This window comes from Streptomyces sp. 2323.1 (genome assembly GCF_900221035.1).
GTDB classification, from domain to species: Bacteria; Actinomycetota; Actinomycetes; order Streptomycetales; family Streptomycetaceae; genus Streptomyces; species Streptomyces sioyaensis.
The window spans coordinates 7227371-7250400 of record NZ_LT907981.1; the positions used below are offsets into that span (position 1 = coordinate 7227371).

Genomic DNA, 23030 nt, shown 5'->3' on the forward strand with positions numbered 1-23030 from the left:
CCTGAAACCGCCGGTACGGGCGTCGGATCAGCCGCTGACCAGCAGCTCCCCGTCGATGACCGTGACCGCCGAACCGGTCAGCAGCGTACGGTCACCGCGCAGCTCGGTCCGTACGTATCCGGTGCGGGCGGCGCCCTGCAGGCCGACCAGTGCGGCACGGCCCAGGCGCGCCGACCAGAACGGTGCGAGCGCGGTGTGCGCGCTGCCGGTGACCGGGTCCTCGTCTATGCCCACCGCGGGGAAGAAACAGCGCGAGACGAAGTCATGGCCGCCGGCCGGGTCGTCGGCGCGCGCGGTGGCGATCACGCCGCGGCCGCCGTGCCCGGCCAGCGCCTTGAGGTCGGGCGACAGTGCGCGGACGGCCTTCTCGTCGGGGAGTTCGACCAGGAGGTCCCCGACATCGGGACCGGTGTCGTGCGCGGAGCGGATCTCGCAGCCCAGCGCCGCCGCGACGACCGGCGGCACCTCGACGGGGGTGAGCGGGGCGGTCGGGAAGTCCATGGTGATCGCCCCGCCGGCGTCGGCAGTGGTGGTCAGCACCCCGCTGCGGGTGCGGAAGCGGACCGTACCGGTGGCCGTGCCGGTGGTGTGCAGGACGTGCGCGGTGGCCAGCGTGGCGTGCCCGCACATGTTCACCTCCGCGGTGGGGGTGAGCCAGCGCAGCGCCCAGTCGGCGTCGCCGCCCTCGGGCAGCGGGTGGGCAAAGGCGGTCTCGGAGAGATTGACCTCGGTGGCGACCTGCTGGAGCCAGGCCGTATCGGGAAAGGCGCCGGAGTCGAGGAGCACGACTCCCGCGGGGTTGCCGGTGAACGGACGCGCGCTGAAGGCGTCGACGATACGAATCCTCATGGCGGCGAGCGTAGAGGTGCCGCGAAGCCGCAGACCAAGGCCAATTCGAGGGAATTGGACGGGGGAGGGGGGCGGGGGCCGTCTCTGGCACCCGCCGGTTTGCCGCACGCCCACCGTCCCGTCTCGCCGAAGGCTGACCGGCCTCATCGGACCTTGGAGGCATGAGCCGGACGGGCACCGGGCGCCGGGTCCCTCACTCCTGCGACGGTCTTGCGATCCGCTTCTCGAACCAGTGGTGGGCGTACGGCTCGTCGTTGAAGGCGGCGACCTCGCTGAAGCCGCAGGAGTGGTAGAGGGCGATCGCGTCCGTGAGCGCCCGGTTGGTGTCCAGACGCACGACGTCGTGGCCGTGCTGGGCGGCCCATGCTTCCAGCTCGGCCAGGATCCGGCGGGCGACGCCGAGGCCCCGGACGTGGGGTGCGACCCACATGCGTTTGATCTCGGCCGGGGCGCCGGGCGGCAGCTTGAGACCGGCGCAGCCGACGGGTTCGCCGTGCAACCGGGCGACCAGGAACGAGCCGTGCGGCGAGCGGAGTTCACCCGCGTCGGGCAGCAGGCTCTGCGCGGGGTCGAAGCCGGTCTCGAAGCGCTCCTGAAGTTCGCTGAAGTAGCACCGCAGGCAGCGCTGGGCGTCGGGGTGGTCCGGGTCGAGGGCGTCCAGCGTGACCGTCGCGGCGGTCAGCAGCCGGTCGACCTCGGCCATGGCGGCGACCAGCCGGGCGCGCTGGGCGGTGTTCAGCGGCTCCAGCAGCGAGCCGGCCAGCTCGTCACTGCGGCCATCGAGCACGGCGCGCTCCGTGCGGCCCGCGTCGGTGAGCCGGACGGTACGCACCCGCTTGTCCCGCGGTTGCGGTTCCACCGTCACCAGGCCGTCGGCCTCCAAGGAGCGCAGCATCCGGCTGACGTACCCCGAGTCGAGCCCGAGGCGCTCGCGCAGCCGCCGCACGTCCTGACCCTGCTCGCCGATTTCCCAGAGGAGCCGCGCCTCACCGATCGGCCGGTCGAGCCCCAGGTAGTGGTCGTGGAGCACGCCCACGCGTTCGGTGACGGTGCGGTTGAACCGCCGCACCTGGTTGATCTGCCCTGCATCCATTCTCTGACTCTAGTCAGGGAATGGATGCAGGGCCAGGGGCGGAAACGTCGGATGAGGCGCGAGGAAACGGCACGCCCACTGGTATCGCGGCCCGCCCCCATGCTGCACGTCAGTCTTCGTCCGAGCTGGACAGCGCCTCTGTGATCAAGCGGGTGGCGAAGTCGTGGTCGTCGGCGATCCGGTTGACGTGCTCCGCGAGCAGGACGGCCGTGGCTTCCAGGGGATTCATCTCGGCCTCGGTCCAGCGTCCGTACTGGGCGCGCCACAAGTTGGGGCTCAGGTCGGTGGCCGCGGCGACGAGCAGGCCGGTCATGGTGGGGATGACCTCGGGGCGGAAGGTCTTGGGCATCATGCGCATCGTGGCCACGAGGGGCGGCACCGAGTACTCGATGACGTCCTTGTCGTGATCCTCGCAGGCCAGCCGGAGCCACCTCATGAGCATGAAAATGAGCGTGCACGCGCCGTCCAGCAGTGCATCGATTCCCGTAGGGCCCAGGGACGCGGCGAACTGGTCGACCATTTGCTGCTGTTCGGGGTCGGTCTCGGTCCTGTTGTCGTAGACGGCCTTGAGCCGAGAGTCGATCATCATGAGCGCTGCGCCCACATCGCCGACGGGAGCGTACTTGGGGTCACAGGGCGATGGCACGGGACTCCTCCTCGTATGACTGCAGCGGGTGACGCGGCATGTTCGTACGGTAGACCGCCGATGGGGCGGGGGTCTGGCGAATCCCGATGGAGGGCGGGCTTTTGGCGGCTGCGCCACGCAACCTTGAGGCACCGCCCTGCCGGTCCGTTCGGGTCCTTTGCCCGAAGGAAGTCACAGGTCACCCGCCGGACATGCTTCCAGCGCTGCCGCCAGAAGGCATACCGCCGGCGGAAGATGCGGATCCGCGCTGTCGAGCACGAGGTCAATCGGACGGCGTGACCGAGGACCACGTGCCGAACCACTGCTCGGCGCCGTAGGCCTCATACCGCTCTACCTCGATGAACCCCAGCTTCGCCGCGAGGCGCATCGAGCGGACGTTGGCGGTCTGGGTGGCGAGCACCACTGGTTCGCCGGGAAGCGCGTCGGCGAACCAGTCGAGTGCCGCTGCGCACGCCTCGGCGGCGTATCCGCGTCCCCATGCCTGCGGCAGGAACAGGTAGCCGAGCTCGGCCTTCCCGGCAGCCTGACGAAGGTGCCCCGTTTCTCTGGTGAGTGTGATCTGGCCGATCATCGCTCCGTCGAGAGCGACTATGAAAAGGCCGGGGCGCCGGCTGGGTGCTTCGGGCGTCGCGCGTTCGAGCTCGTCACGCGGTCGAGGGCCGCCGAGGTAGGTGCCCACCTCTGGCGAGGCCAGCAGCTCGATGACCGCCGCACGGTCCCGGGCCTCGGGCTCACGGAGCACGAGCCTCTCGGTCCTGATCGGGGCAGGTGGCCAGGCGACGGGTCCGAGCTCAGTCATGCCGGCCAGTCAATCGGCAGGCTCGGCAGCGATCAAGAATCGCGGACCGATCAAGCCACCGGCCCGGGCCCGTACATCCACCGGCACAGGTCACTCAGGTATCGCTCAGGGCTTGCTTCGGCGAACAGTCCCGATATATCGTTGAGGCATCGCGACCGATCAAAGAAAGAAACGGAGGACGTCATCATGCGTTCCCAAGGACATGAACACGGACATGAGCACCGGCATGAACACTGCGGACCTGGCCGGCACGGCGGCCGCGGGGACTTCCCGGGTGGCTGGGAGCGGCGGCGCTCCGCCTTCGGCCCGTTCGGGCCGCCTTTCGGGGGCCCGCCCTTCGGTGGCGGCCGGGGGCGCGGCGGACCGCGTGGCCGGGCGCGACGCGGCGATGTGCGCGCCTCGATCCTGGCGCTGCTCAAGGACCGTCCGATGCACGGCTACGAAATGATCCAGGAGATCGCCGAGCGCAGCGGCGGGGCGTGGAAGCCCAGTCCCGGCTCGGTCTATCCGACGCTGCAGCTCCTGGAGGACGAGGGGCTGATCGCCAGTGCCAGTGAGGGCGGCAAGAAGCTGTTCTCGCTGACCGACGCCGGGCGCACCGAGGCCGACAGCGGTTCGGACGCCCCCTGGGAGGACGCCGGCCGCGGCGTCGACTGGGAGGCGATGAACGAGATCCGCAAGGCGGGCGGCGGCCTGGTCGAGGCGTTCCGGCAAGTGTGGGCCACCGGCAGTCCCGAACAGCGGGAGAAGGCCATGGCGGTGGTCAACAAGGCGCGCAAGGAGCTGTATCTGATCCTCGCCGAAGAGGACTGAGTGCGGGGTGAACAGGCCTGGTGGACGGCCTTCGGGGGGCAGAAGGAAAGCGTGGCCCCCCGAAGGTTCAGGCCACCAGGGCGGCGAGCCCGCGCAGTGACTCGTGCAGCGCGGCGCCCGCCGAGTCCTTGAGTTTGCCGGCCATCAGGGAGACCGCGGCGCCGGTGAACGTCCCGTCGATTCGCACCGCCGTCGCCGGGCCGTCCGGGGTGAGTGCGTAGCGCATCGTGAGGGTGACGCCCATCGGGCCCTTGCCCTCGATGCCGAGCAGCCGTCCCGGCTCCAGCTCCCGCACGGTCCAGGTGACCTCCGCGGGGAAGCCCATCAGCTTCATGTGCTCCTCGTAGCCCGCGCCCACTTCGAGCGAGGACGGGCCGCCCTGGGGGAAGGCGGTGTGCGTGGCGTTCCACTCGCCGTACGCATCGAAGTCGGTGAGCCGGTTCCAGACCGTGTCGGCCGGCGCTTCGATGCGGGCCTGTGCGGTGACTTCGGCCATACGATCACCCCTTCGGTGACGGTCCCTGGCTGCTGCCGCGGAACGTAGCCGCGCGGGGGTGAAGGTTCAATACTGGCGTGGGCCCTTTCTGATGGGTCGTCAGTTGGCCGAGCCCCGGGGTGCCCCGTCCTTCGTGTCCGACCTTCACCTTTCCTTCTCGTCTCCTCCGTGAGGATGAGCCGGGTACCGGCCTGCCCAACCAGCGTGGGAGGTGCAAATGCTTCCCACCGGGGATGCTCCGGCGTTTCGGGGCTGGTGGGGTGGATGCTGTGCAAAACCGTACTGCGTACAGCGCCGGTGACGGCTCCGCTCCGGAGGACCTCGGCGATCGGCTCACCGTAGAGCTCGCGTCGGTCGTCTCCGCTGCCCGCAGGAGGGCCTCCCGCGACGGCGACCGGCAGGTCGACACCGCACATCTGCTGCACGGCCTCCTGGAATCGGACCCCGCCGTGCGCGCGGCCTTCGACGGCGGCCCGCAGGTCGCCCGGCTGCTCGGCTATCTCGTCCAGCGCAGCATCGGCTACGGACTCCGGTGGCTCGGTGCCGTCGAGGACTCCGGCGCGGTCCCCCTCGTCGAGGGCGGTGTCCCCGGCTGGTCACCGGCCGCGGCCGCCGCCATGGACGGAGCCCTGGACCGGGCGCATGCGCGCTATGCCACCCGCGCGGGCTGTCTGGATCTGCTCGCCGCCCTGGTGGACGACCCCGAATCCCGGGCCGTCGAGGTGCTGCGCCGCGCCGGTGTCGACACCGGCCGGCTGGCCGCCCGTCTGGACGGAGAGACCCCCGGCCAGGAATGACAGGGGCATCGGGGGTGGCGCTGCTGACGCGGGCTGGTCATGATGACCCGATGCACGTGTCTTCGGGGAGCCCGGCAGGTCCATCGGCCGGATCGGGCCAGTCCACTCCAGCGGCCCAGGGGGCCGGCCAGCCGTCGTCCACCCCCGGGGCGAGCAGCCGTAGCGGCGCGACCGGCGGGCGCGGTGCCGGTCTCGGTATCGCCCTGCTGTCCGCCCTGGCCTTCGGAGGATCGGGCGTCGCCGCCAAACCCCTGATATCCGCCGGCCTGGAACCGTTGCAGGTCACCTGGCTGCGGGTGGCCGGCGCCGCGCTGGTCATGCTGCCGATCGCCTGGCGCCACCGCGCACTGCCGCGTCGCCGGCCCGCCCTGCTCGTGGGGTTCGGGCTGCTTGCCGTCGCCGGTGTCCAGGCCTGCTACTTCGCCGCGCTCTCCCGCATCCCCGTCGGCGTCGCCCTGCTCATCGAATATCTGGCACCTGCGCTGGTGCTGGGCTGGGTCAGGTTCGTGCAGAAGCGGCCGGTGACCCGTGCCGCGGCGGTCGGGGTGGTGCTGGCCGTCGGCGGACTGGCGTGTGTGGTCGAGGTCTGGTCGGGGCTGAGCTTCGATGCCGTCGGACTGGCCCTGGCGCTCGGCGCGGCCTGCTGCCAGGTCGGCTACTTCGTCCTCTCCGACCACGGCACCGACGGCGACGACGCGGCGGACCCGCTCGGTGTGATCGCCTACGGGCTGCTGCTCGGCGCCGTCGTCCTCACCCCGATCGCCCGGCCCTGGGGCATGCACTGGCAACTGCTCGGCGGCGGTGCGGACATGAACGGCACCCGGGTGCCCGCTGTCTTGCTGCTCGCCTGGATCGTGCTGGTTGCGACGGTGGCCGCCTACCTCACCGGGGTGGTGTCGATCCGTCGGCTCTCGCCCCAGGTGGCCGGGGTGGTCGCCTGTCTGGAGGCGGTCATCGCGACCGTCCTGGCCTGGTTCCTGCTCGGCGAGCATCTCTCCGCCCCGCAGCTCGTGGGCGGGCTGGTGGTGCTGACCGGCGCCTTCATCGCGCAGTCGGCCAAGCCGCAGACGACGGAGACGGTGCGGGTGGCCGGAGCCGGTGGGGCCGTCGGGGCTGGAGCCGGCGGGGCCGGGGACGGTGCGGGCGTGCGTGCCCCGGGTGGTGCCGTGTCCCCGGCGCTCCCGACCGCCCCGGGGTCCGGGGACCGCTCCGGGGACGACTTGTCGGCCGGATCCCGGGCGACGTAGGGTGTCGATCATGCATTCGACCGTGCTGCCCCCTCCCGCCGCGTAACGCGGGCGGCGGCCTCCGAGGAAACCCCGGCTCGGGCTGGTTCCCGAGCCGATCGTCGCTGCCTGCACACGGGATCACGCGACCATTCCACGGCGCCTCGCGCCGTCCTGGATTTCCCGGAGCAGCACTTCCATGCATGCCACTGTTTCCTCCGCCCTGCCCGTGGGCCGGGGGCTGTTGTACGTGACACTCGCCGCGACCGCCTGGGGCACCGCCGGTGCCGCCGCCGCCCTCCTCTACCGGGGCAGCGGACTGGGCCCCGTCGCCCTCACCTTCTGGCGCACCTTCGGCGGCCTGCTCCTCCTGCTTGCCGTCCGGGCGCTGCTGCGCCGCCGCTCCGGACCGGCCGCCGTGCCCGCTCCGTACGAGCCGCTGAGCCGGCGCCTGACCCGGGTCGTGGTGACCGGGGTCGCCCTCGCCGTCTTCCAGGCCGCTTACTTCGCGGCCGTCGAAGCCACCGGGCTGGCTGTGGGCACCGTCGTCACCATGGGGGCGGGCCCCGTCCTCATCGCCATCGGGGCGCGCATGACGATGGGGGAACGGCTCGGGCTGGGCGGGGTCCTGGCGGTCGCCGGGGCGCTGGCCGGGCTCACGATCCTGGTCCTCGGTGGCGACGGCGGGGCGACCGTCCGTCCCGCCGGTGTCGGCTGGGCCCTGCTGTCGGCGGCCGGCTGCGCCGCGATGACGCTGGCCACCCGGCGGCTGGGCAAGTCCGGCGGCGGCGATCCCTACGCCTCGACGGTCGGGGCCTTCGCGGTCGCTGCGCTGTGTCTGCTGCCGCTCGCGGCGGCGGAGGGGCTGTGGCCGCAGGCGCACGACCTGGGGCGCAGTCTCCTGCTGCTGGGCTATATCGCGGCGGTGCCGACGGCGCTGGCCTACGGGCTGTACTTCGCGGGGCTGGCGGCCGTACGTGCCGCGACCGCGTCTGTGCTCTCCCTGATCGAGCCGGTGTCGGCGGCGGTCCTCGCGGTGGCGTTCCTGGGGGAGCGGCTCACGGTGGCGACGGCGACCGGAACCGGGGTGCTGCTGACGGCCGTTGCCGCCCTGGCGGTGACGGAGGCCCGCGGAGCGGTGGCGGCCGCCCGGTCGGCGGCGCCGGCGGCGGGCTGAGGACGGGGCCCGCCTGAGGACGGGGCCCGGCCGGCGGCGTCGGCCGGGCCTCCGGCTCGGGCTGGCAGCGTGGGCGGGCCCCCGGGGCGGGCCGATCCGTGGCGCCGCCGGCCAGGGGGCGCCGTTCAGGACCCGGGTGTCCGCAGGGGCCCCTCGGCCGTTGCCAGACGGCGCTGCTGATGGGCGCGGGCCGCCGCGTCCCCGGGGCCGTCGCGTTCGGCGAGGCGCGCAGAAATACGGTGCTGGACGGCCTCGCTCCGCTTGCCCCCGTATTTGAACTTGGCGCGGACGTCCCGCACTTCGAGGCGCAGGCCACGGATGCCGGACAGCAGCCGCCCGTACGGCGCCTCGCCCGCGGCCACCGGGGCCGAGCCGCCGGCCGGCTGGAAGTGGCGCATCTGCCGTTGCAGCAGCGCCGCCTTCGCCGCCGGATCGTCCACGATGTGGGCCGTGCAGATCAGCTGGACCGCGGCGTAGAAGCTGGTGGGGACGCCGTGCTCGGGCGGCTGGTCCTCGTCCGCCTGCCAGGGGCCGGGGATGAAGGTGTAGTCGTCCACCACGCTCAGCACCACCGTGGGCCGGTGTTCCAGCGCGCTCCAGAGGGGGTTGGGGCGGGCCAGGTGGGTGACGGCCTCGCGGCGGGCCGGGTCGTAGGCGAAGTGCAGCGGCTGGAGCAGCGGCGGTTCGCCGGGTGGTCCATTGGCGGCCAGCTGACCGAAGTCGTGCGCCGCGAGCCACTGTTGCCACTCGGCGTCCTCCGTGGGCGCGTCCCAGGGGTGGATCAGCACGGCGGCTCCTCAGCGGGCGGTCAGATAGGCCGGCTCGGGAGTGCCGGGCGCGAGATCGTCGGCGGGTATGGGGGCGCCGTACACCGGGGCCACGGGGAGCACGCCGCTCCAGTACGGCAGGGCGAGATCCTCCGGCTCGTCGTCCGGGCCGCCGGCGCGGATCTTGGCGGAGACCTCGCGCAGGTCGAGGCGGATCACGGAGGTGGCGGCCAGCTCCTTGGCGTTCCCCGGCCGGGAGTCCGCGGCGCGCCCCGGCAGCACATGATCGACCAGCGCGTCCAGCGCGGAGGTCTTCTCCTCCGGGTCCGTGACCTGATGGGCGGTGCCGTGCACCACGACAGAGCGGTAGTTGATCGAGTGGTGGAACGCGGACCGGGCCAGCACCAGCCCGTCGACGTGCGTGACCGTGACACACACGTCAAGGCCCGGGTCCGGTGCCGCACCCGCCATCCGCAGTGGGCGGGACCCCGTCGAACCGTGCAGATAGAGGCGGTCGCCGACCCGGCCGTAGAGCGTCGGCAGGACGACCGGGGAACCGTCGCGGACGAAGCCCAGATGGCAGACGTAGCCCTCGTCGAGGATCGCGTGCACCGTCTCGTGGTCGTAGGTGGCGCGTTGGCGGGCGCGGGTGGGGGTCGTGCGCTCGGTCGGTTCGTACGACGCGGCTCGGGACGAGGCGGCTCCGGATATTGCGGCTCCGGACGTTGCGGCCTGGGGCATTGCGGCCTGGGGCATTGCCAACTCCATTGCACTAGTGCATAATCATGTTTGTGCTAGGAGAGTATCGGATCGAAGGGCGGCGCGCATCGGAGATTGCCGCAAGTGTCGAGCGAGCCGTCGGTGCGGGCGAGCTCCAACCGGGCGAAGTCCTGCCCCCGCTAAGGGAGTTGGCGGTCTACCTAGAGGTGAATCCCAATACGGTCGCGGCGGCGTACCGCACACTCCGCGACCGCGGGGTGATCGAAACCGCGGGCCGGCGCGGCAGCCGGGTGCGCCCCCGGCCCGCCAGCACCCCGCGCGAGGCCCTGCGGGTGGAGGCTCCGCCCGGTGTCCGGGACGCCTCCGACGGCAACCCGGATCCCTCGCTGTTGCCTCCGCTCGAACGGGCGCTGGCCGAGGCCGCGGCGCACAGTGCGCGGCGCCCCGCGCTCTACGGCACGCCGGCCGTGGACGAGGAGCTGGCGGCGCTGGCCCGCGCGGCCTTCGCCGCCGACGGCGTGCCGGCCGGGCCGATCGCGGTCACCAGCGGCTCGCTGGACGCCATCGAGCGGGTGCTCGCTGCCCACCTGCGGCCCGGTGACACCGTGGCACTGGAGGACCCCGGGTGGGGAAGCCTGCTGGATCTCATTCCGGCGCTCGGACTGCGCCCCGCGCCGGTCGAGGTGGACGACGAGGGCCCGCTGCCCGGGCAGTTGACCCGTGCCCTCCAGGACGGCGCCCGCGCGGTCGTCCTCACCGACCGGGCGCAGAACCCCACGGGCGCCGCCGTCAGCCGCGCCCGCGCCGCCGAACTCCGCGCCCTCCTGGCCGGGCACCCCGAGGTCCTCCTCATCGAGGACGACCATGGCCATGGCATCGTCGACCTCCCGCTCCATCCGCTCTCCGGCGTCACCGACCACTGGGTTCTGGTCCGGTCGACGGCCAAGGCGTACGGCCCGGACCTCCGGCTGGCGGTGCTCACCGGGGACGCCCTGACCATCGACCGGGTGGCCGGCCGGCAACGCCTCGGCCCGGGCTGGATCAGTCATCTCCTCCAGGACACGGTCGCCCACCTGTGGCGGACGTCGGCGATCGATCCCGCAGCGGTGGCCGGAGCGTACGGCCGGCGGCGGGACGCGCTGATACGCGCGCTGGCGGAGCGCGGAGTCCGCGCGCGGGGCCGCAGCGGTATGAACGTCTGGGTACCGGTCCCGGACGAGACCGGCGCGGTGGCCCGGCTCCTGCACTCCGGCTGGGCGGTGGCCCCCGGCGCGCGCTTCCGCCTGCACTCCCCGCCCGGCATCCGAATCACCGTCTCCGGCCTCTCCGATGACGACATCGCTCCCGTGGCGGATGCCGTGGCCGCGGCAACGGGGCGGGGGGAGGCGCGACGGTACGAGTGAGCTGGGGGTGGCGGGGCGGAGTGGGTGGCGAGGCGGGGCCGCTGGCGGGGCGGAGCCGGAGGCGGCGGAACCGCCCACCGTCGTCCTCCACTGCGGCGTCGACGTCAACCTCAACCTCAGCCGCGAGGTAGGACGCTGGGCGGTCCGCTGGGCCTCGTCGCCGTCATCAGCTGCCCCCCTTGAGGTAGTAGCGCTCGTAGTTGTGCACCTGCACCCGGGAGGCTGTGCGGGAGCCCCCGAGACCGGCTCGGGGGCTCGCGGATCTGGCGTGTGCGTGTCCGGGCGGGGTGTCAGGCGGCGGTGGAGCCGGGCCGTGGGCCGGACATGTGGCGCGCGCGGGGCTTGCTCTGGGTGAGTGCGGCGCCGGCCAGCACGATGAGGGCGCCGACCGGGGTGTTCCAGCTCAGCCGCTCGTGCAGGAGCACCACTCCGGCCGCGGTGGCGATCAGGGGGACGAAGTAGGTGACCATCTGCGCGGTGGTGGGGCCGACCTCGTCCACCAGGCCGTACTGGAGGAGGAAGGCGAAGCCGGTGCCCAGCGCACCGAGTGCGAAGACGGCAAGCAGCGGGACGAGGGAGATGCGCGCCGGTCCGGTCGTGAAGAGGGGTGTCACGACGGCCAGTTGGGCGGTTGCCAGTAGCAACTGGGCGCTGGACATGGAGAGGTGGGAGTGTCCGCCGCCCCCCAGGGTGCGGCGGACGTAGATCCAGCCGATGGGGTAGCAGAGCGAGGCGCCCAGGGCCATCGCGGTGCCTGTCAGATCCGTGCCGGCGAAGCCCTGCCAGGCGCCGAGCACGGTGAGTACGCCCAGGAAGCCGATGCCCAGACCTGCGACCCGGCGCCGGGTGGGGCGGTCCTCGGAGAGCGCGACCACCGAGAGCGCCATGCCCCACAGCGGGGAGGTGGCATTGCAGATCCCGGCCAGCGTGGAGGGGATGGTCAGTTCGGAGTAGGCGAAGAGGGAGAACGGCAGCACGTTCAGGAAGAGCGCGGCGACGGCGAGATGGCCCCAGGTACGCACGGAGCGGGGGAGTCGCTCGCGCTTGATCGCGAGCATGGTCAGCAGCACCAGCGCACCGAACGCCACCCGGCCCAGGGTGACTTGCAGCGGCGCGAAGCCCTGGGTGCCCACCTTGATGAAGAGGAAGCTGAAGCCCCAGATCAGGGAGAGGACGGCGAAGCGGAACTGCCAGCCGCGGGCGCGGCCGGCGGGCTTCGCGGCCGCCATGGGCGCAGCCGCCGCGGCGGTCTGGCCGGCAGCAGGTTCGGCGGACGGGGGCTGGGAGGTCGCGGCATGGGCGGAGGCGGTGGGCGCGCCGGCGGTGGTGCTCATGGCGTACACGATGCGGGCTACAACTTCGTAGCACAAGCGAGATTTCTTGCCGGGTATCGCTTAGCATTACTTATATGTTGAACCTTGATCGCCTCCGGACGCTGAGTGCCGTCGCCCGCCATGGCTCGGTGAGTGCGGCCGCCGACGGACTGCATGTGACGACCTCGGCCGTCTCGCAGCAGATCGCGAAGCTGGAGCGGGAGACCGGTCAGCAGCTGCTCGCGAAGAACGGACGCGGGGTGCGGCTGACCGACGCCGGGCGGCTGCTCGCCGACCATGCCACCCGCATCCTGTCCCAAGTCGAGCTGGCACAGGCCGAGTTGGAGGCGCATCGCGGCCAGGCGGTGGGTGAGCTGCGGCTGGGCGCCTTTCCCACCGCCGCGCGGGGGCTCTTCCCGGCCGCGCTGGTCACGCTCGCCGCCGAGCACCCCCAGCTGCGCGCGCGGCTGACGGAGATGGAGCCGGACGAATCGGTACGCGGGGTGGTGCGCGGCGATATCGATCTGGCGGTCGTACTGGACTGGTACAACCGGCCGCTGTCCCTGCCCGAGGGGCTGGCCAAGGCGCCCCTGCTGGATGATCCGGCCGATGTCGCGATGCCGTCCACCCATCCGTTGGCCGGGCGGTCGTCCGTGGAGCTGGAGGAATTCGCGGACGATGAGTGGATCTCCTGGCCGCAGGGGGAGTTCTGTCACGACTGGCTGATGTTCACGCTGCGCAGCAAGGGCATGGAGCCGCGGATCGCGCACATGGCCGAGGAGCATCACACCCAGCTCGCCCTGATCGCGGCCGGGCTGGGGATCGCGGTGGCTCCGCGGCTCGGCCGCGGGCCGGTGCCGGAGGGGGTGAGCGTGGTGCCCGTACCCCACACGATGCGCCGCCATGTCTATGCCATCTGGCGCGAGGATGCCGACCGCAGGCCCTCGATCCGGGCGGCGGTGGCAGCGCTCCGTACGGCCGCAAGGAGCGTGGAGGGCTGCTGAGGCGGGCGTGGCCGGGTGGCCGGCCGCCTCACCCCCTTCAGCTTCAGGCCGGTGGGGCGATACCGCGGAGGACGCCGAGGTCGAGCAGATCCTGCGGGCGGATGCGGAGTTGGTCGGCGGTGTCATGGAGCTGTGCCGGGTCGCGCTTGAGGATGGCCACGGCCAGCTCCGGGGCGATCACGGAGAAGTAGCTGTCCGGTGTGGCCCAGAGCCGGTCAGGTGCGGCCAGCGCCAGCGCGCCGCCCGAACCGCCTTCCCCGATGAGCAGGGATGTGACGGGCACCCGGGCGGTGGCCAGCGCCGCGAAGGTGTCGGCGATGGCCGCTCCGGCCCCGGCACGCTCGGCCGCCGCGTCATTGGCGGCCCCCGGGGTGTCGATGAGCGTGAGGACCGGTATGCCGAGCCGGTCGGCGAGCCGGACGAGGCGGGCGGCGGTACGGAAGCCGGCCGGGCGGGTGGCCGTGCCGCACTGGGCCGCGAAGGCGATCGTGCGCCCGTCACGACGGCCGAAGCCGCACCGCATCCCGGGGTCGACGCCGCCACAGCGGTCGCCGCTGAGCTCCTCGCGGTCGTCGAAGTAGGCCCGTAGATAGGCCTCGGCGCGCGGCCGCCGCGGCTCGCGGGCGCGGGCCACCGCACCCCAGCCGGTCTCCGGCAGCCCCGGTACGCCGAGTGCGTACGGCAACGGGGCCGGCTCCATGGTGCCGCAGCCCAACTCGCCTGATCCACACAGGAGTTGCAGCCAGTGCTGGAGCGTGGCGCGCAGCCGGTCGGGCGGGACGACGGCGTCGATATGGCCGGACGCCAGCTGTCCCTCGGCGGAGTAGGCGTACGGGTCGGCGTCCGCGGGGCGGACCCGTGAGCCCGCGAAGCCGACCTGTGCTCCGGGGAGCGCGAGGATGACATCGGCGGCCGCACCGAGGGTGGCCCAGCCGCCGCCGGTCGTCGGATCGCGCAGCACGGCGATCTGCGGCAGGCCCGCGGCGCGGGTGTGTGCCGACTGGGCGGCCACCCGCTGGAGTTGGGTCAGCGCGCGCATCCCTTCCTGCATCCGGCTGCCGCCCGTGGCGATCAGCGAGACGACCGGCAGGCCGCGCTCGCGCGCCAGACGGTAGGCGGCCTCCAGCCGGTCGCCGGTGCGCTCGCCCAGGGAGCCGCCCAGATAGCGGAACTCGAAGGAGAGCACCACCGTTTCCGTGCCGCCCATGGTGGCCAGGGCGGTGACCACCGACTCGTGCTCGCCGGTGCGGGCGTGGGCGCGGGCCCGCATGTCGTCGTAGCCGCGCCAGCCGAGCGGGCCGTCCGGCGCGAAGGGTGCCGCGGCCGGTGCGCCGCTTCCCTCGGGCACGGTCAGCTCGGTGTACGTCTCCGAGACCGCGGCAATGGCCTGACGGGCCGTCAGTCGTGCGCACGGCATCGCCTCGGCGGGAGGGCCTGGTCGGTCCCCGGCCTCGCCGAGCCCTTCGTCACGCACGGAGCTCACGCTTCAGCACCTTGCCCATGTCATTGCGCGGCAGGGCGTCCAGGAAGTGCACGGTGCGTGGCCGTTTGTGCGGCGCCAGCTGACGGGCGACATGATCCGCGAGCTCCTGGCCGGATGGCGCCGGTGCCGCGTCCGGGCCGGTCCGCACCACGATCCAGGCGACGATCCGCTCGCCGAGGTCCTCGTCCGGGGCACCGGTGACGGCGGCCTCGGCGACCCCGGGGTGCGTCAGGAGCGCATTCTCGATCTCACCCGCGCCGATCTTGTAGCCGCCGCTCTTGATCAGGTCGGTGGCCTTGCGGCCCACGATGCGGTAGTTCCCGGCGGTGTCGCGGGTCGCCATGTCGCCGGTACGGAACCATCCGCCGTCGAAGGCGGCGGCGGTGGCATCGGGGCGGTTGAGGTACTCGACGAAGAGGTTCGGGCCTCGGACCTGGATCTCGCCGACCGTCTCCGCGTCGTCCGCCTCGATGGCCTGGCCCGCATCGTCGACGAGCCGGACGTAGACCCCCGGCAGGGGCACCCCGACCGTGCCCACGGCATCCGGGCCGTCCGCCCGCACGCTGGTGTTCATGAGGGTTTCCGTCATGCCGTAGCGCTCGATCACACGCCGGCCGCAGGCGGCCGCGATCCGCTCATGATCGGTCTGCGGCAGCGCGGCCGAGCCGGAGACCAGCAGCCGGGCCCGGGAGAGCGCCTTGGCGAGGACGGCATCCTGGCCGGCCTCCGCGGCCAGGCGGTGGTACATCGTCGGTACGCCGAACAGCATCGTCCCGTCCGCGGACAGCTCCCGCGCCACCGCCTCGGTGCTGAAGCGCCCCAGGTGGTGGATGCTGCCGCCGCGGCGCAGCGGGCCGAGGATGCCGAGGATCAGGCCGTGGACATGGAAGAGGGGCAGGGCGTGGACGAGGACGTCGTCGGCGGTCCACTGCCAGGCGTCCTCCAGGGCGTCCAGGGTGTGCGCGAGGGCGCGCCGGGGGAGGACGACGCCCTTGGGCGGCCCGGTCGTGCCGGAGGTGTAGACGATCAAGGCCGGCGCCTCGTCGCCCGGTTCGGCCGGCAGCAGAGCCGGTCCGGCCCCCTCGGGAGGCTCCGCGGCCTCGATGTCGACACGGGCGAGCGCGGCGAGCGGCCCCGGCAGCTCGGCGCCCGGCTCGGCCAGGACGAGCGACGGAGTGCTGTCCGCCACGATGTGCGCCAGCTCGCTCTCTCCGATCTTCGGATTCACCGGTACCGCGGCCACCCCCGCGAGCAGCGCGGCCACCGCGCCGACCGAGGTCTCCAGCGTCGGCGTCGCCCAGAGGGCGATCCGGCTCTCGCCGGCGATCCGCTCGGCGAGCGCGCCCGCCACCGACGCCAACTGCTGATAGCTCAGCGCGCGGTCGCCGAAGCGCAGCGCGGGGGCGGGCGAAGCATCGCGCAGCGCGGGGAAGAGCACGTTCACCGGGTCTCCTTCGTCCTCGTCGGCGCCCGGCCCGTCACGGCCGGGCCCTCCCGCTTCCGCACCCCTGCCGGCGCGGAACGGGCTGACGGACACCACTCTCGCAGAGACCACTGACAACGCGATCTCCCCACGGAGATCAACTTCAGCCGGCCGGGCGCGCGCCCGCGGCGAGCACCTGCATTCCGGCGACGGGATCACGGCATGGGGGTACGGCGTGCCGTGGCGCCCACTCCCACCCCGGGATCCGACGTTCACGCACCCGCCCGGATCCGACGTTCACACCCCCAGGACCCGACGCTCACGCACCTCCCGGGATCTTGCGGAAGTCCCATGACGCGACGGACCGGGGCGTCAGACGCAGCCACGCATGCCGGCCGTCGTGCGGCATCCGGGGCATCCCGAAGTACTTCTCGGCGAAGAGCCGCTCAGGGGCGTCCAGTTCAGGGCAGGGCTCGCCGGTGCGCGGGGCCTCCCCGACGAAGTCCACCCGGCCGGTCAGCTCGGCGCCGCGCAGCTCGCCGTACTCGTGTCCGTCGTCGACGACCACCGCGATCCGCGGGTCCTTGCCCAGCTGTGCCCACCGCCTGCTGCGAGTGATCGAATACAGCCACAGCGCCGTACCGTCCCAGACGAACCACAGCGCACCGGCGTGCGGTGCGCCGTCGCCGCCGACCGTCGCGACCCGGCAGGTGCGCTGCGTCCCGAGGAATGCATCGAGCTCGCCGCGCGTCATCATGATCCGGCGCCCGCGCCGCTGTGTGTCGGCCATCCGTCCCCGCCCTCCGCCGTGTGGCAGCCCCTACTGCGGGCACCGCCCCGCTCACCCGACACTCATCCCACACACATCCATCAACTGACTGCTCGTCAGAAAGCATGCGGGCTCTTCCTGGCGTACGCAATGGCCGCTACTCTCACCCGCCGTGAACCGGCCCGTGAGGGAATCGGACCGCCAGAGGGGAATGCGATGACTTCGCACGCCGCACGGCTCGGCGCGGCACTGGACCCGGCCACTACGGTGCTGCTGACCGTCGAGTGCCAGCGCGGTGTGGTCGGCCCGGACAGCGCCCTGCCCGAACTGGCCGAGGCGGCCCGTACGTCGGGGGCGCTGGCCAACGTCGCGCGGCTGGTGGCAGCCGCCCATGACGCCGGCGTCCAGGTGCTGCACGCGATCGCCGAACGCCGTCCCGACGGCCGCGGCGCCAGCCACAACGCCCGTCTCTTCAAGGCGGCCGAGCGGTTGCCCGTCCAGCAGCTCGCCGGGTCCACGGCGGTACGTGTCGCCGATCCGATTCCGGTGACGGAAGACGACCTGGTCGTGCGGCGACTGCACGGGCTCTCGCCGATCGCCGGCACCGAGGTGGACGCACTGCTGCGCAACCTCGGGTGCCGCACGCTCGTCGTCACCGGGGTGTCGGCGAACGTGGCGGTCCCCAACGCCGTGTTCGACGCGGTCAACCTGGGCTACACGGCCGTGGTGCCCGCGGACGCCATCGCGGGGGTGCCCGCCGAGTACACCCCCGCGATGGTCCGCAACACCCTCGCCCTGGTCGCCACCGTCACCACCACGGAGGAGGTCCTCACCAGCTGGCGACGACCGCGCCGCGGTTGCTGACCTGGACGACGGGGGACCGGGCGGGCGCCCGTTGCTTCAGCCGAGGGTGACCGAGCCGCCCTTGACGTCCACCTTGGCGGGGGCCAGCGCCTTGGTGGCGGGGCCCTTCTTCACGCTGCCGTCGTTGATGTCGAACTTGCTGCCGTGGCACATGCAGTTGATGGTGCCGCCGGAGACCTCGCCGACGACGCAGCCCGCGTGGGTGCAGATGGCGGAGAACGCCTTGATCTCGCCGTCCTGCGGCTGGGTGACGACCACCTTCTCGGCCTTGAAGATCTTGCCGCCGCCCTTGGGGATCTCCGACGTCTTGGCGAGGGTGCTGCCGCTGCCCCCACCACTGCCGCTGCCCCCGCCGCTCGCCCCTGCGGACGACTGCTCGCCGGCCGCACTCTTGGAGTCGCCGCTGCCCGCGTCCATCTTGCTGCCGCCGCAGGCCGCGAGCGCCGCCGTCAGCCCGGCCGCGCCGACCGCCGCGACGACGGCCCGCCGTCCCGCCCCGCGCTCCGCCGCCGGGTAGGTCTCGTCCTCCGCCGGGCCGGTCTCCTCCGTCGCCGTCATCGCTGCGGTCTCCGTCCGCTCCGACGCTGCCTGTCGAGCCATGGTGTGCCTCCGGTTCTTGGTGGTGCCTTCGGTGCGCGCTCTGCTCCATGGGCGTTGCACGGGTCCATACGGAGGGATGGCCCGGGGCGTTCAAAGCGGACGCGTTCCTTTCGCTGAGGTACAAATCCAGGCTCGAACGGGGGCAGGAGGGCCACGAAAGGAACGCCCCTCAGTCCTCCTCGGTGCGCCCCTTCAGCGCCTCGCGCAGAAAATCCCGCTGGAAGAACAGCAGCTGCTCGTTGACCGCGTCATCGGCCGGCAGATGGGTGGCGCCGGGCAGCGGCAGTACGCTGTGCGGCTTGCCCGCGGCGAGCAGCTCCGCCGAGAAGCGCAGGGTGTGCGCGGCCGCCACATTGTCGTCCGCGAGCCCGTGGACCAGCAGCAGCGGGCGGCTCAGCAGATGGCCGTGGCCGATGAGGGAGCAGCGCGCATAGTTCTCCGGCTGCTCGTCGGGGTGGCCCAGGTACCGCTCCTTCCAGTGGGTGTCGTACAGCCGCATGTCGGTGGGCGGCGCACCGGCGACCGCCGCATGGAAGACCTCGGGGTGGTGCAGCACCGCGCCCGCGGCCAGGAACCCGCCGAACGACCAGCCGCGGATCGCCACCCGCGCCAGGTCCAGGTCACCGCAGTGCCCCGCGGCCGCCCGCAGCGCATCGATCTGGTCCTCCAAGGCGGGCGTGAGCTGGTCGCCGTGGATGGTCTTCTCCCAGGCCGGGCCCCGGTTCGGGGTCCCGCGGCCGTCGACGACCAGCACCGCGAAGCCCTGCTCGGCGAACCACTGCGACACACAGGTGAACCATCCGCGGGCGCGCCCCACCAGCTGCATTCCCGGCCCCCCGTACGGGTCGAGCAGCACCGGCAGTTTCCCCGTGCCCTCCTCGTGCCATGACGGCAGGAAGAGAGCGCCGCGCAACTGCCGTTCGCCGAGGGTGAGATGGCGGGGCCGCGGGGTGACCGACGGCTCCTCGGCGAGCGAGCGGATCACCTCGTACGGCGCGTCCTGGTCGGTCCCCGTGCCGGCCGCCGGCTCCCGTAGGACGCGGGCTTCGGCACCCCGTGGCGTCACCCCGGCCAGGACGACCGTGCCGCCCCGCCCCACGCCGGTGAACCGGCCGGGCCCGCGGCTCAGCCGCCGGTTGCCGCGGCCCGGTTCATGGCGCCACACATGGGTCTCCAGCGGGTCCTCGCTCCCGGTGAACAGCACCTGCTCGCCCTCGACCCCGAGGACCTCGCACAGCTGCAGCCCCCTGGGGGTGACCCGCCGGCCGCCGACGGTCAGATACCGGGTGTCGCCGTCGTCCTCGGGGAGCACCAGGTCGCCCGACGCCGTACGGGCGGGGGTGCCGTGGACGATCTCCACCCAGGCGGGATCGGTCCGCTCGTGCAGCAGCTCGGTGGCCCCGGTCGCCGGATCGACCGCGAGCGTCCGCAGTATGCGCTGGTCACGGCTCTGTACGGTGAGGAACGGGCCGTGTGCGTCCCAGCCGGCGGCGACGAGGTACTCATAGGCCTTGCGGTCCCACTGCACGTCGATGCGCCCGCCCTCCAGGGAGCGGAGCTGAACGGTGACCTCCGCATTGGGGGTGCCGGCCGCCGGGTAGGGAACCGCCCGCGGTGGCTTCGTCGGGTCCGCCGGATCCGAGGTGTAACGCCGTTCCACGGGGCCGGTGTCGACCCTGGCCACCAGGAGGTGGCGACTGTCCGGCGCCCACCAGTATCCGCGCATCCGGTTCATGGACTCGGCGGCGACATATTCGGCGAGCCCGTAGGAGACGTCCGGGCCCTCGGCGCGGGCCAGCTGCCGGTCGGCACCGGCCAGATCGACGACGTGGAGGCAGCGACGGCTCACATAGGCGACGTGCCGGCCGTCGGGGGAGGGGCGGGGGTCGACCACCGGCCCCGCCGCGGGGACGGAGAACGGCGCGCCACCGTCGGTCCGCACCGCCCACAGGGCTCCGGACAGGGCGAACGCCACCAGGCGGGCCGCGTCGTCCGTCGCGTACGACACCACGCCCACCGAGCGCTCCCGGGCGCGCTCCCGGCGCAGCCGCTCCTCCTCGGGGACCTCCCCGGAACCGTGCCCCACCAGGAGCGCCGGATCGGCCAGCAGCTGTTCCTTGCCGTCCTCGTACTGCCACAGCCGGCCCACGGGATCGGTGCCCGAGCCCGTACGGACGAAGAGCACCCGGGAGCCGTCGGGGGAGACGGTGAACTGCCGGGGCACTCCGAGGGAGAAGCGACGGGTGCGGGCGAACTGGCGGGGAAATGCAGCGGAGTTCACGGTGTGCTCGACGTTCCGGGCACTGCTGTCCAAGGTGCTGTCCTCCGGGGGCGGGCGGCCCGGACGGTGCTGGTCCGGGATGGCGATCTCTGGAGAGAAACTAGGCATATCGAAGACGTCTGCGGAAGACCCGCCCGTGACGTGCTGCTTCGCTACGCCCGGCGGCCACGACGGAGAGCGGGATCGGCACCGGCCCCCGGTCGGCCGTTCTTGCGGGCACGCGCTTTCCCGTCAATTGTCCGCAGAGGAATCCGGCATCCGGCATCGGGTATCCGCCATCGAGCATCGGGCATCACGTCCCGCCGAAATGCGGAAGTGTTCTGCTGCAAATGAAGTCGGGCCGCTTCATACGTCAGCGTTCCCGTTTCGTCGATGTCCCGGCTGCCCACGCCCCGTTTCCCCCGCCGTACGCGCTGCCATTGCCCTGCGCGTGACCATTCCCTACGCGTGGCCATCGTTTCCGCATCTCTTTGCGGTGGGAACCGGAAGCTTCTCGCGAGGCTCCACAGGCACGCGCCGGCCCTTGCGGAAGCCCTCCCCGAGCCCTCCCTGATGATCCACTCCAACCGAATGGTGCGCCGCACAGAATGCAACAGGGAGGGCGAGGATGACCCAAAGTTATTGAAGGGTCACATTGCGAAGTCATTACCGTGCCGTATCGCGTCATGAAATGGTCCGTCTGCCGGACCGGACGGAACTGCCCTACAATCTCCGGACACCTCCGCCGGCCGTCTGGTTATTCCCGTGACCCTTGAGAAAAACTCCGCACCGTTGACCGAAACCACGGAGAAGTCACCTTCCCATTCCGTGATTTCGGGGAAGGCGTCCGCGCGGAACGACCTGCGGAGCCGGGTGCGGGCACTGTGCCGGATGCGCCCGTGGTACACCGTGGTCCTCGATGCGGTGATCGCGCTGGGCTGCGCGCTGCTGGATCCCCAGATCCGGGAAGGCTTCGCACCGGGGGAGATCTACAGTCCGCTGTCGCCGTCCATATCCGGCTGGCTGACGGCAGCGGCGGGCCTGCTTCTGCTGTTCCGGCGCCGCTTCCCGGTCGCGGTGGCCGCCGTGGTGACCGGCGGACTGCTGCTGGGAACCGGGTCCGTCCTGACGGTCACCGTCGCGTACTACTCGCTCGCCCGCTTTACCCGGCCGATCCGCACCGTGGCCATCGCCGCACCCCTCGGGCTGGTCACCGTCCTCGCCATCGCCCTGGTGCACCTCCAGCGTCTCGGCCCCCGCCACGGGATGGACGGTTCGTACCGGGGGGTGGTGCTGACCGTGGTGCTGCTGGCCGCGGTCATCCTGCCGGTGCTCGTCGGACTCCGCACCCTGGGCCGGCACCCGGGCTGGTGGAACAGTCGGCGGGCGATGCTGTTCGACGTCTGTCTGGTGCTGCTGTTCCCGCTGGCCAACCCGGCGGCGGCGCTCACCGCGGCTACGGTCAACGACGACGCACTGCTGCTGCCGGTGCCGGTGTTCGCCACCCTGGTGCCCCTTGCGGGCCTGACCCTCGTCCTGCGGCGCCGCTACCCCGCGGGGGTGGCGCTGGCCGCCATCGCGCTGCTGCCGCTGGTCCTGCCGCCGCTCAGCACGCTGCCGGTCGCTCTGTACACGGTGGCCAAATACGGGCGCTCCCGCCGCCAATTGCTGATGATCTCCGGGGCGGCCGCGGCCATGCTCCTCGGCTGGGCGTACTCCACGAACCTGCGGGTGGTCACCCCCCTGGTGATGGTCCTGCTGGTGTCCATGGTCGTGGTGCCGGTGCTGCTCGGCATGTACCGGGGTGCCAAGCAGAGTCTGCTGGTGAACCTGCGGGAACGGGCGGAGCGCCTGGAGCGAGAGCAGCACCTCAAGGAGGCGCAGGCCCGGATGCAGGAACGGGCCCGGATCGCCCGTGAGATGCACGATGTGGTCTCGCACCGCGTGAGCCTGATGGTGGTGCACGCCGGCGCGTTGGAAGCCGGGGCCGGCGGGGACAACGAGGTCGCCCGGAAGACCGGCGCACTGATCGGCCAGATGGGCCGCCAAGCGCTCAACGAACTGCGCGACGTGCTGAATGTGCTGCGGATGGACGGCGCGGACGACCAGGACCCGGCACCGTCGCTGCCGACGCTCGACGACGTCACCACTCTGGTCGAGGAGTCACGCAGCACCGGGGCCCCGATCGCCCTCGACATCACCGGCGACCCCCGTACGCTGCCCGCCGACCTCAGCGGCGCCCTGTACCGCCTCGTCCAGGAGGGCCTGACCAACGCCGCCAAGCACGCCTCCGGGGCCCCCGTCCGCGTCGAGGTACGCTACCTGACCGACGCGGTGCGGGTACGGGTGGAGAACGACGCACCGCACGGCCCGTCCGGCACGGAACTGCCCAGCGGCGGCCGCGGACTCGTCGGCCTGGGCGAACGCGTCACCGCCCTCGGCGGCACCTTCACCTCCGGGGGCCGGCCGGACGGCGGCTTCGCCATCGAGGCGACGGTTCCGCTCGACGGCCGCTGAGCGGCCGACAG

General features: G+C 72.4%; 21 protein-coding genes. 8 read left to right on the forward strand and 13 right to left on the reverse strand.

The window, feature by feature from the left end; translation table 11 throughout:
- Positions 1–27: 27 nt before the first annotated feature.
- From CPH93_RS31225 to CPH93_RS31240, 4 genes are all read right to left on the reverse strand, one after another.
- Positions 28–849 (reverse strand): PhzF family phenazine biosynthesis protein, encoded by an 822-nt coding sequence (locus CPH93_RS31225; protein WP_096214750.1) that lies wholly within the window; start codon positions 847–849, stop codon positions 28–30.
- A 193-nt stretch (positions 850–1042) separates the two neighbouring features.
- Positions 1043–1942 carry a bifunctional helix-turn-helix transcriptional regulator/GNAT family N-acetyltransferase gene (locus CPH93_RS31230; protein WP_096214751.1) on the reverse strand — a complete coding sequence of 300 codons (900 nt, stop codon included), beginning with the start codon at positions 1940–1942 and terminating at the stop codon, positions 1043–1045.
- A 109-nt stretch (positions 1943–2051) separates the two neighbouring features.
- Positions 2052–2588: a hypothetical protein gene (locus CPH93_RS31235; RefSeq protein ID WP_093481922.1), complete on the reverse strand. Its 537-nt coding sequence runs from the start codon at positions 2586–2588 to the stop codon at positions 2052–2054.
- A gap of 262 nt (positions 2589–2850) precedes the next feature.
- Positions 2851–3387 carry a GNAT family N-acetyltransferase gene (locus CPH93_RS31240; protein ID WP_096214752.1) on the reverse strand — a complete coding sequence of 179 codons (537 nt, stop codon included), beginning with the start codon at positions 3385–3387 and terminating at the stop codon, positions 2851–2853.
- Between the two features lie 186 nt (positions 3388–3573).
- Here CPH93_RS31240 and CPH93_RS31245 point away from each other — a divergent pair, with 186 nt between their 5' ends.
- Positions 3574–4200 (forward strand): PadR family transcriptional regulator, encoded by a 627-nt coding sequence (locus CPH93_RS31245; protein WP_093481920.1) that lies wholly within the window; start codon positions 3574–3576, stop codon positions 4198–4200.
- Between the two features lie 67 nt (positions 4201–4267).
- On the opposite strand, the gene CPH93_RS31250 is transcribed toward CPH93_RS31245, so the two are convergent.
- Positions 4268–4696 (reverse strand): type II toxin-antitoxin system Rv0910 family toxin, encoded by a 429-nt coding sequence (locus CPH93_RS31250; protein WP_093481919.1) that lies wholly within the window; start codon positions 4694–4696, stop codon positions 4268–4270.
- Positions 4697–4965: 269 nt separating this feature from the next.
- On the opposite strand from CPH93_RS31250, the gene CPH93_RS31255 reads away from it, so the two are divergent.
- The 3 genes from CPH93_RS31255 (at position 4966) to CPH93_RS31265 (ending at position 7896) form a co-directional block, all read left to right on the forward strand.
- Complete coding sequence (locus CPH93_RS31255) at positions 4966–5493, forward strand: Clp protease N-terminal domain-containing protein (RefSeq protein WP_093481918.1); 528 nt, start codon at positions 4966–4968, stop codon at positions 5491–5493.
- A gap of 50 nt (positions 5494–5543) precedes the next feature.
- Entirely contained in the window at positions 5544–6740 is a 1197-nt protein-coding gene (locus CPH93_RS31260; RefSeq protein WP_231977016.1) for an EamA family transporter, read from the forward strand.
- A 178-nt stretch (positions 6741–6918) separates the two neighbouring features.
- Positions 6919–7896, forward strand: a complete 978-nt coding sequence (locus CPH93_RS31265; protein WP_096214753.1) for a DMT family transporter — start codon at positions 6919–6921, stop codon at positions 7894–7896.
- A gap of 125 nt (positions 7897–8021) precedes the next feature.
- Here CPH93_RS31265 and CPH93_RS31270 read toward each other — a convergent pair whose 3' ends face one another.
- Positions 8022–8684 (reverse strand): FMN-binding negative transcriptional regulator, encoded by a 663-nt coding sequence (locus CPH93_RS31270; RefSeq protein WP_096214754.1) that lies wholly within the window; start codon positions 8682–8684, stop codon positions 8022–8024.
- Positions 8685–8693: 9 nt separating this feature from the next.
- A complete protein-coding gene (locus tag CPH93_RS31275; RefSeq protein ID WP_096214755.1) occupies positions 8694–9419 on the reverse strand; it encodes a pyridoxamine 5'-phosphate oxidase family protein in 726 nt (241 codons plus the stop codon).
- Between the two features lie 35 nt (positions 9420–9454).
- Between CPH93_RS31275 and CPH93_RS31280 the strand changes: the two genes are divergently transcribed.
- On the forward strand, positions 9455–10786 hold the full coding sequence (locus tag CPH93_RS31280; RefSeq protein ID WP_093488421.1) for an aminotransferase class I/II-fold pyridoxal phosphate-dependent enzyme: 1332 nt from the start codon (positions 9455–9457) through the stop codon (positions 10784–10786).
- Between the two features lie 290 nt (positions 10787–11076).
- Here CPH93_RS31280 and CPH93_RS31285 read toward each other — a convergent pair whose 3' ends face one another.
- Complete coding sequence (locus tag CPH93_RS31285; RefSeq protein ID WP_096214756.1) at positions 11077–12156, reverse strand: DMT family transporter; 1080 nt, start codon at positions 12154–12156, stop codon at positions 11077–11079.
- Between the two features lie 38 nt (positions 12157–12194).
- On the opposite strand from CPH93_RS31285, the gene CPH93_RS31290 reads away from it, so the two are divergent.
- Positions 12195–13103 (forward strand): LysR family transcriptional regulator, encoded by a 909-nt coding sequence (locus tag CPH93_RS31290; RefSeq protein WP_096214757.1) that lies wholly within the window; start codon positions 12195–12197, stop codon positions 13101–13103.
- A gap of 43 nt (positions 13104–13146) precedes the next feature.
- Here the strand turns inward: CPH93_RS31290 and CPH93_RS31295 are convergent, their stop codons facing one another.
- From CPH93_RS31295 to CPH93_RS31305, 3 genes are all read right to left on the reverse strand, one after another.
- Positions 13147–14586 (reverse strand): carboxyl transferase domain-containing protein, encoded by a 1440-nt coding sequence (locus CPH93_RS31295; RefSeq protein ID WP_443031411.1) that lies wholly within the window; start codon positions 14584–14586, stop codon positions 13147–13149.
- On the reverse strand, positions 14570–16030 hold the full coding sequence (locus CPH93_RS31300; protein WP_096214758.1) for an acyl-CoA synthetase: 1461 nt from the start codon (positions 16028–16030) through the stop codon (positions 14570–14572). Before CPH93_RS31300 ends, CPH93_RS31295 begins: the two co-directional genes overlap by 17 nt.
- A gap of 298 nt (positions 16031–16328) precedes the next feature.
- Positions 16329–16799: a pyridoxamine 5'-phosphate oxidase family protein gene (locus CPH93_RS31305; protein WP_093481911.1), complete on the reverse strand. Its 471-nt coding sequence runs from the start codon at positions 16797–16799 to the stop codon at positions 16329–16331.
- 195 nt (positions 16800–16994) lie between these two features.
- On the opposite strand from CPH93_RS31305, the gene CPH93_RS31310 reads away from it, so the two are divergent.
- On the forward strand, positions 16995–17642 hold the full coding sequence (locus tag CPH93_RS31310; RefSeq protein ID WP_093481910.1) for a cysteine hydrolase: 648 nt from the start codon (positions 16995–16997) through the stop codon (positions 17640–17642).
- A gap of 36 nt (positions 17643–17678) precedes the next feature.
- Here the strand turns inward: CPH93_RS31310 and CPH93_RS31315 are convergent, their stop codons facing one another.
- On the reverse strand, positions 17679–18200 hold the full coding sequence (locus CPH93_RS31315) for a Rieske (2Fe-2S) protein (RefSeq protein ID WP_093481909.1): 522 nt from the start codon (positions 18198–18200) through the stop codon (positions 17679–17681).
- Between the two features lie 211 nt (positions 18201–18411).
- A complete protein-coding gene (locus tag CPH93_RS31320) occupies positions 18412–20556 on the reverse strand; it encodes a S9 family peptidase (protein WP_096214759.1) in 2145 nt (714 codons plus the stop codon).
- 774 nt (positions 20557–21330) lie between these two features.
- Between CPH93_RS31320 and CPH93_RS31325 the strand changes: the two genes are divergently transcribed.
- Positions 21331–23019 (forward strand): sensor histidine kinase, encoded by a 1689-nt coding sequence (locus CPH93_RS31325; RefSeq protein WP_096214760.1) that lies wholly within the window; start codon positions 21331–21333, stop codon positions 23017–23019.
- Positions 23020–23030 lie beyond the last annotated feature (11 nt).

Excerpts from the sequence above, each read along its gene's own strand:
- CPH93_RS31260 (WP_231977016.1), top strand. The coding sequence starts at position 5,544 with ATGCACGTGTCTTCGGGGAGCCCGGCAGGTCCATCGGCCGGATCGGGC.
- CPH93_RS31275 (WP_096214755.1), bottom strand. The coding sequence starts at position 9,419 with ATGCCCCAGGCCGCAATGCCCCAGGCCGCAACGTCCGGAGCCGCAATA.
- CPH93_RS31315 (WP_093481909.1), bottom strand. The coding sequence starts at position 18,200 with ATGACGGCGACGGAGGAGACCGGCCCGGCGGAGGACGAGACCTACCCG.
- CPH93_RS31230 (WP_096214751.1), bottom strand. The coding sequence starts at position 1,942 with ATGGATGCAGGGCAGATCAACCAGGTGCGGCGGTTCAACCGCACCGTC.
- CPH93_RS31310 (WP_093481910.1), top strand. The coding sequence starts at position 16,995 with ATGACTTCGCACGCCGCACGGCTCGGCGCGGCACTGGACCCGGCCACT.
- CPH93_RS31290 (WP_096214757.1), top strand. The coding sequence starts at position 12,195 with ATGTTGAACCTTGATCGCCTCCGGACGCTGAGTGCCGTCGCCCGCCAT.
- CPH93_RS31240 (WP_096214752.1), bottom strand. The coding sequence starts at position 3,387 with ATGACTGAGCTCGGACCCGTCGCCTGGCCACCTGCCCCGATCAGGACC.
- CPH93_RS31305 (WP_093481911.1), bottom strand. The coding sequence starts at position 16,799 with ATGGCCGACACACAGCGGCGCGGGCGCCGGATCATGATGACGCGCGGC.
- CPH93_RS31225 (WP_096214750.1), bottom strand. The coding sequence starts at position 849 with ATGAGGATTCGTATCGTCGACGCCTTCAGCGCGCGTCCGTTCACCGGC.
- CPH93_RS31245 (WP_093481920.1), top strand. The coding sequence starts at position 3,574 with ATGCGTTCCCAAGGACATGAACACGGACATGAGCACCGGCATGAACAC.
- CPH93_RS31265 (WP_096214753.1), top strand. The coding sequence starts at position 6,919 with ATGCATGCCACTGTTTCCTCCGCCCTGCCCGTGGGCCGGGGGCTGTTG.
- CPH93_RS31250 (WP_093481919.1), bottom strand. The coding sequence starts at position 4,696 with ATGGCCGAAGTCACCGCACAGGCCCGCATCGAAGCGCCGGCCGACACG.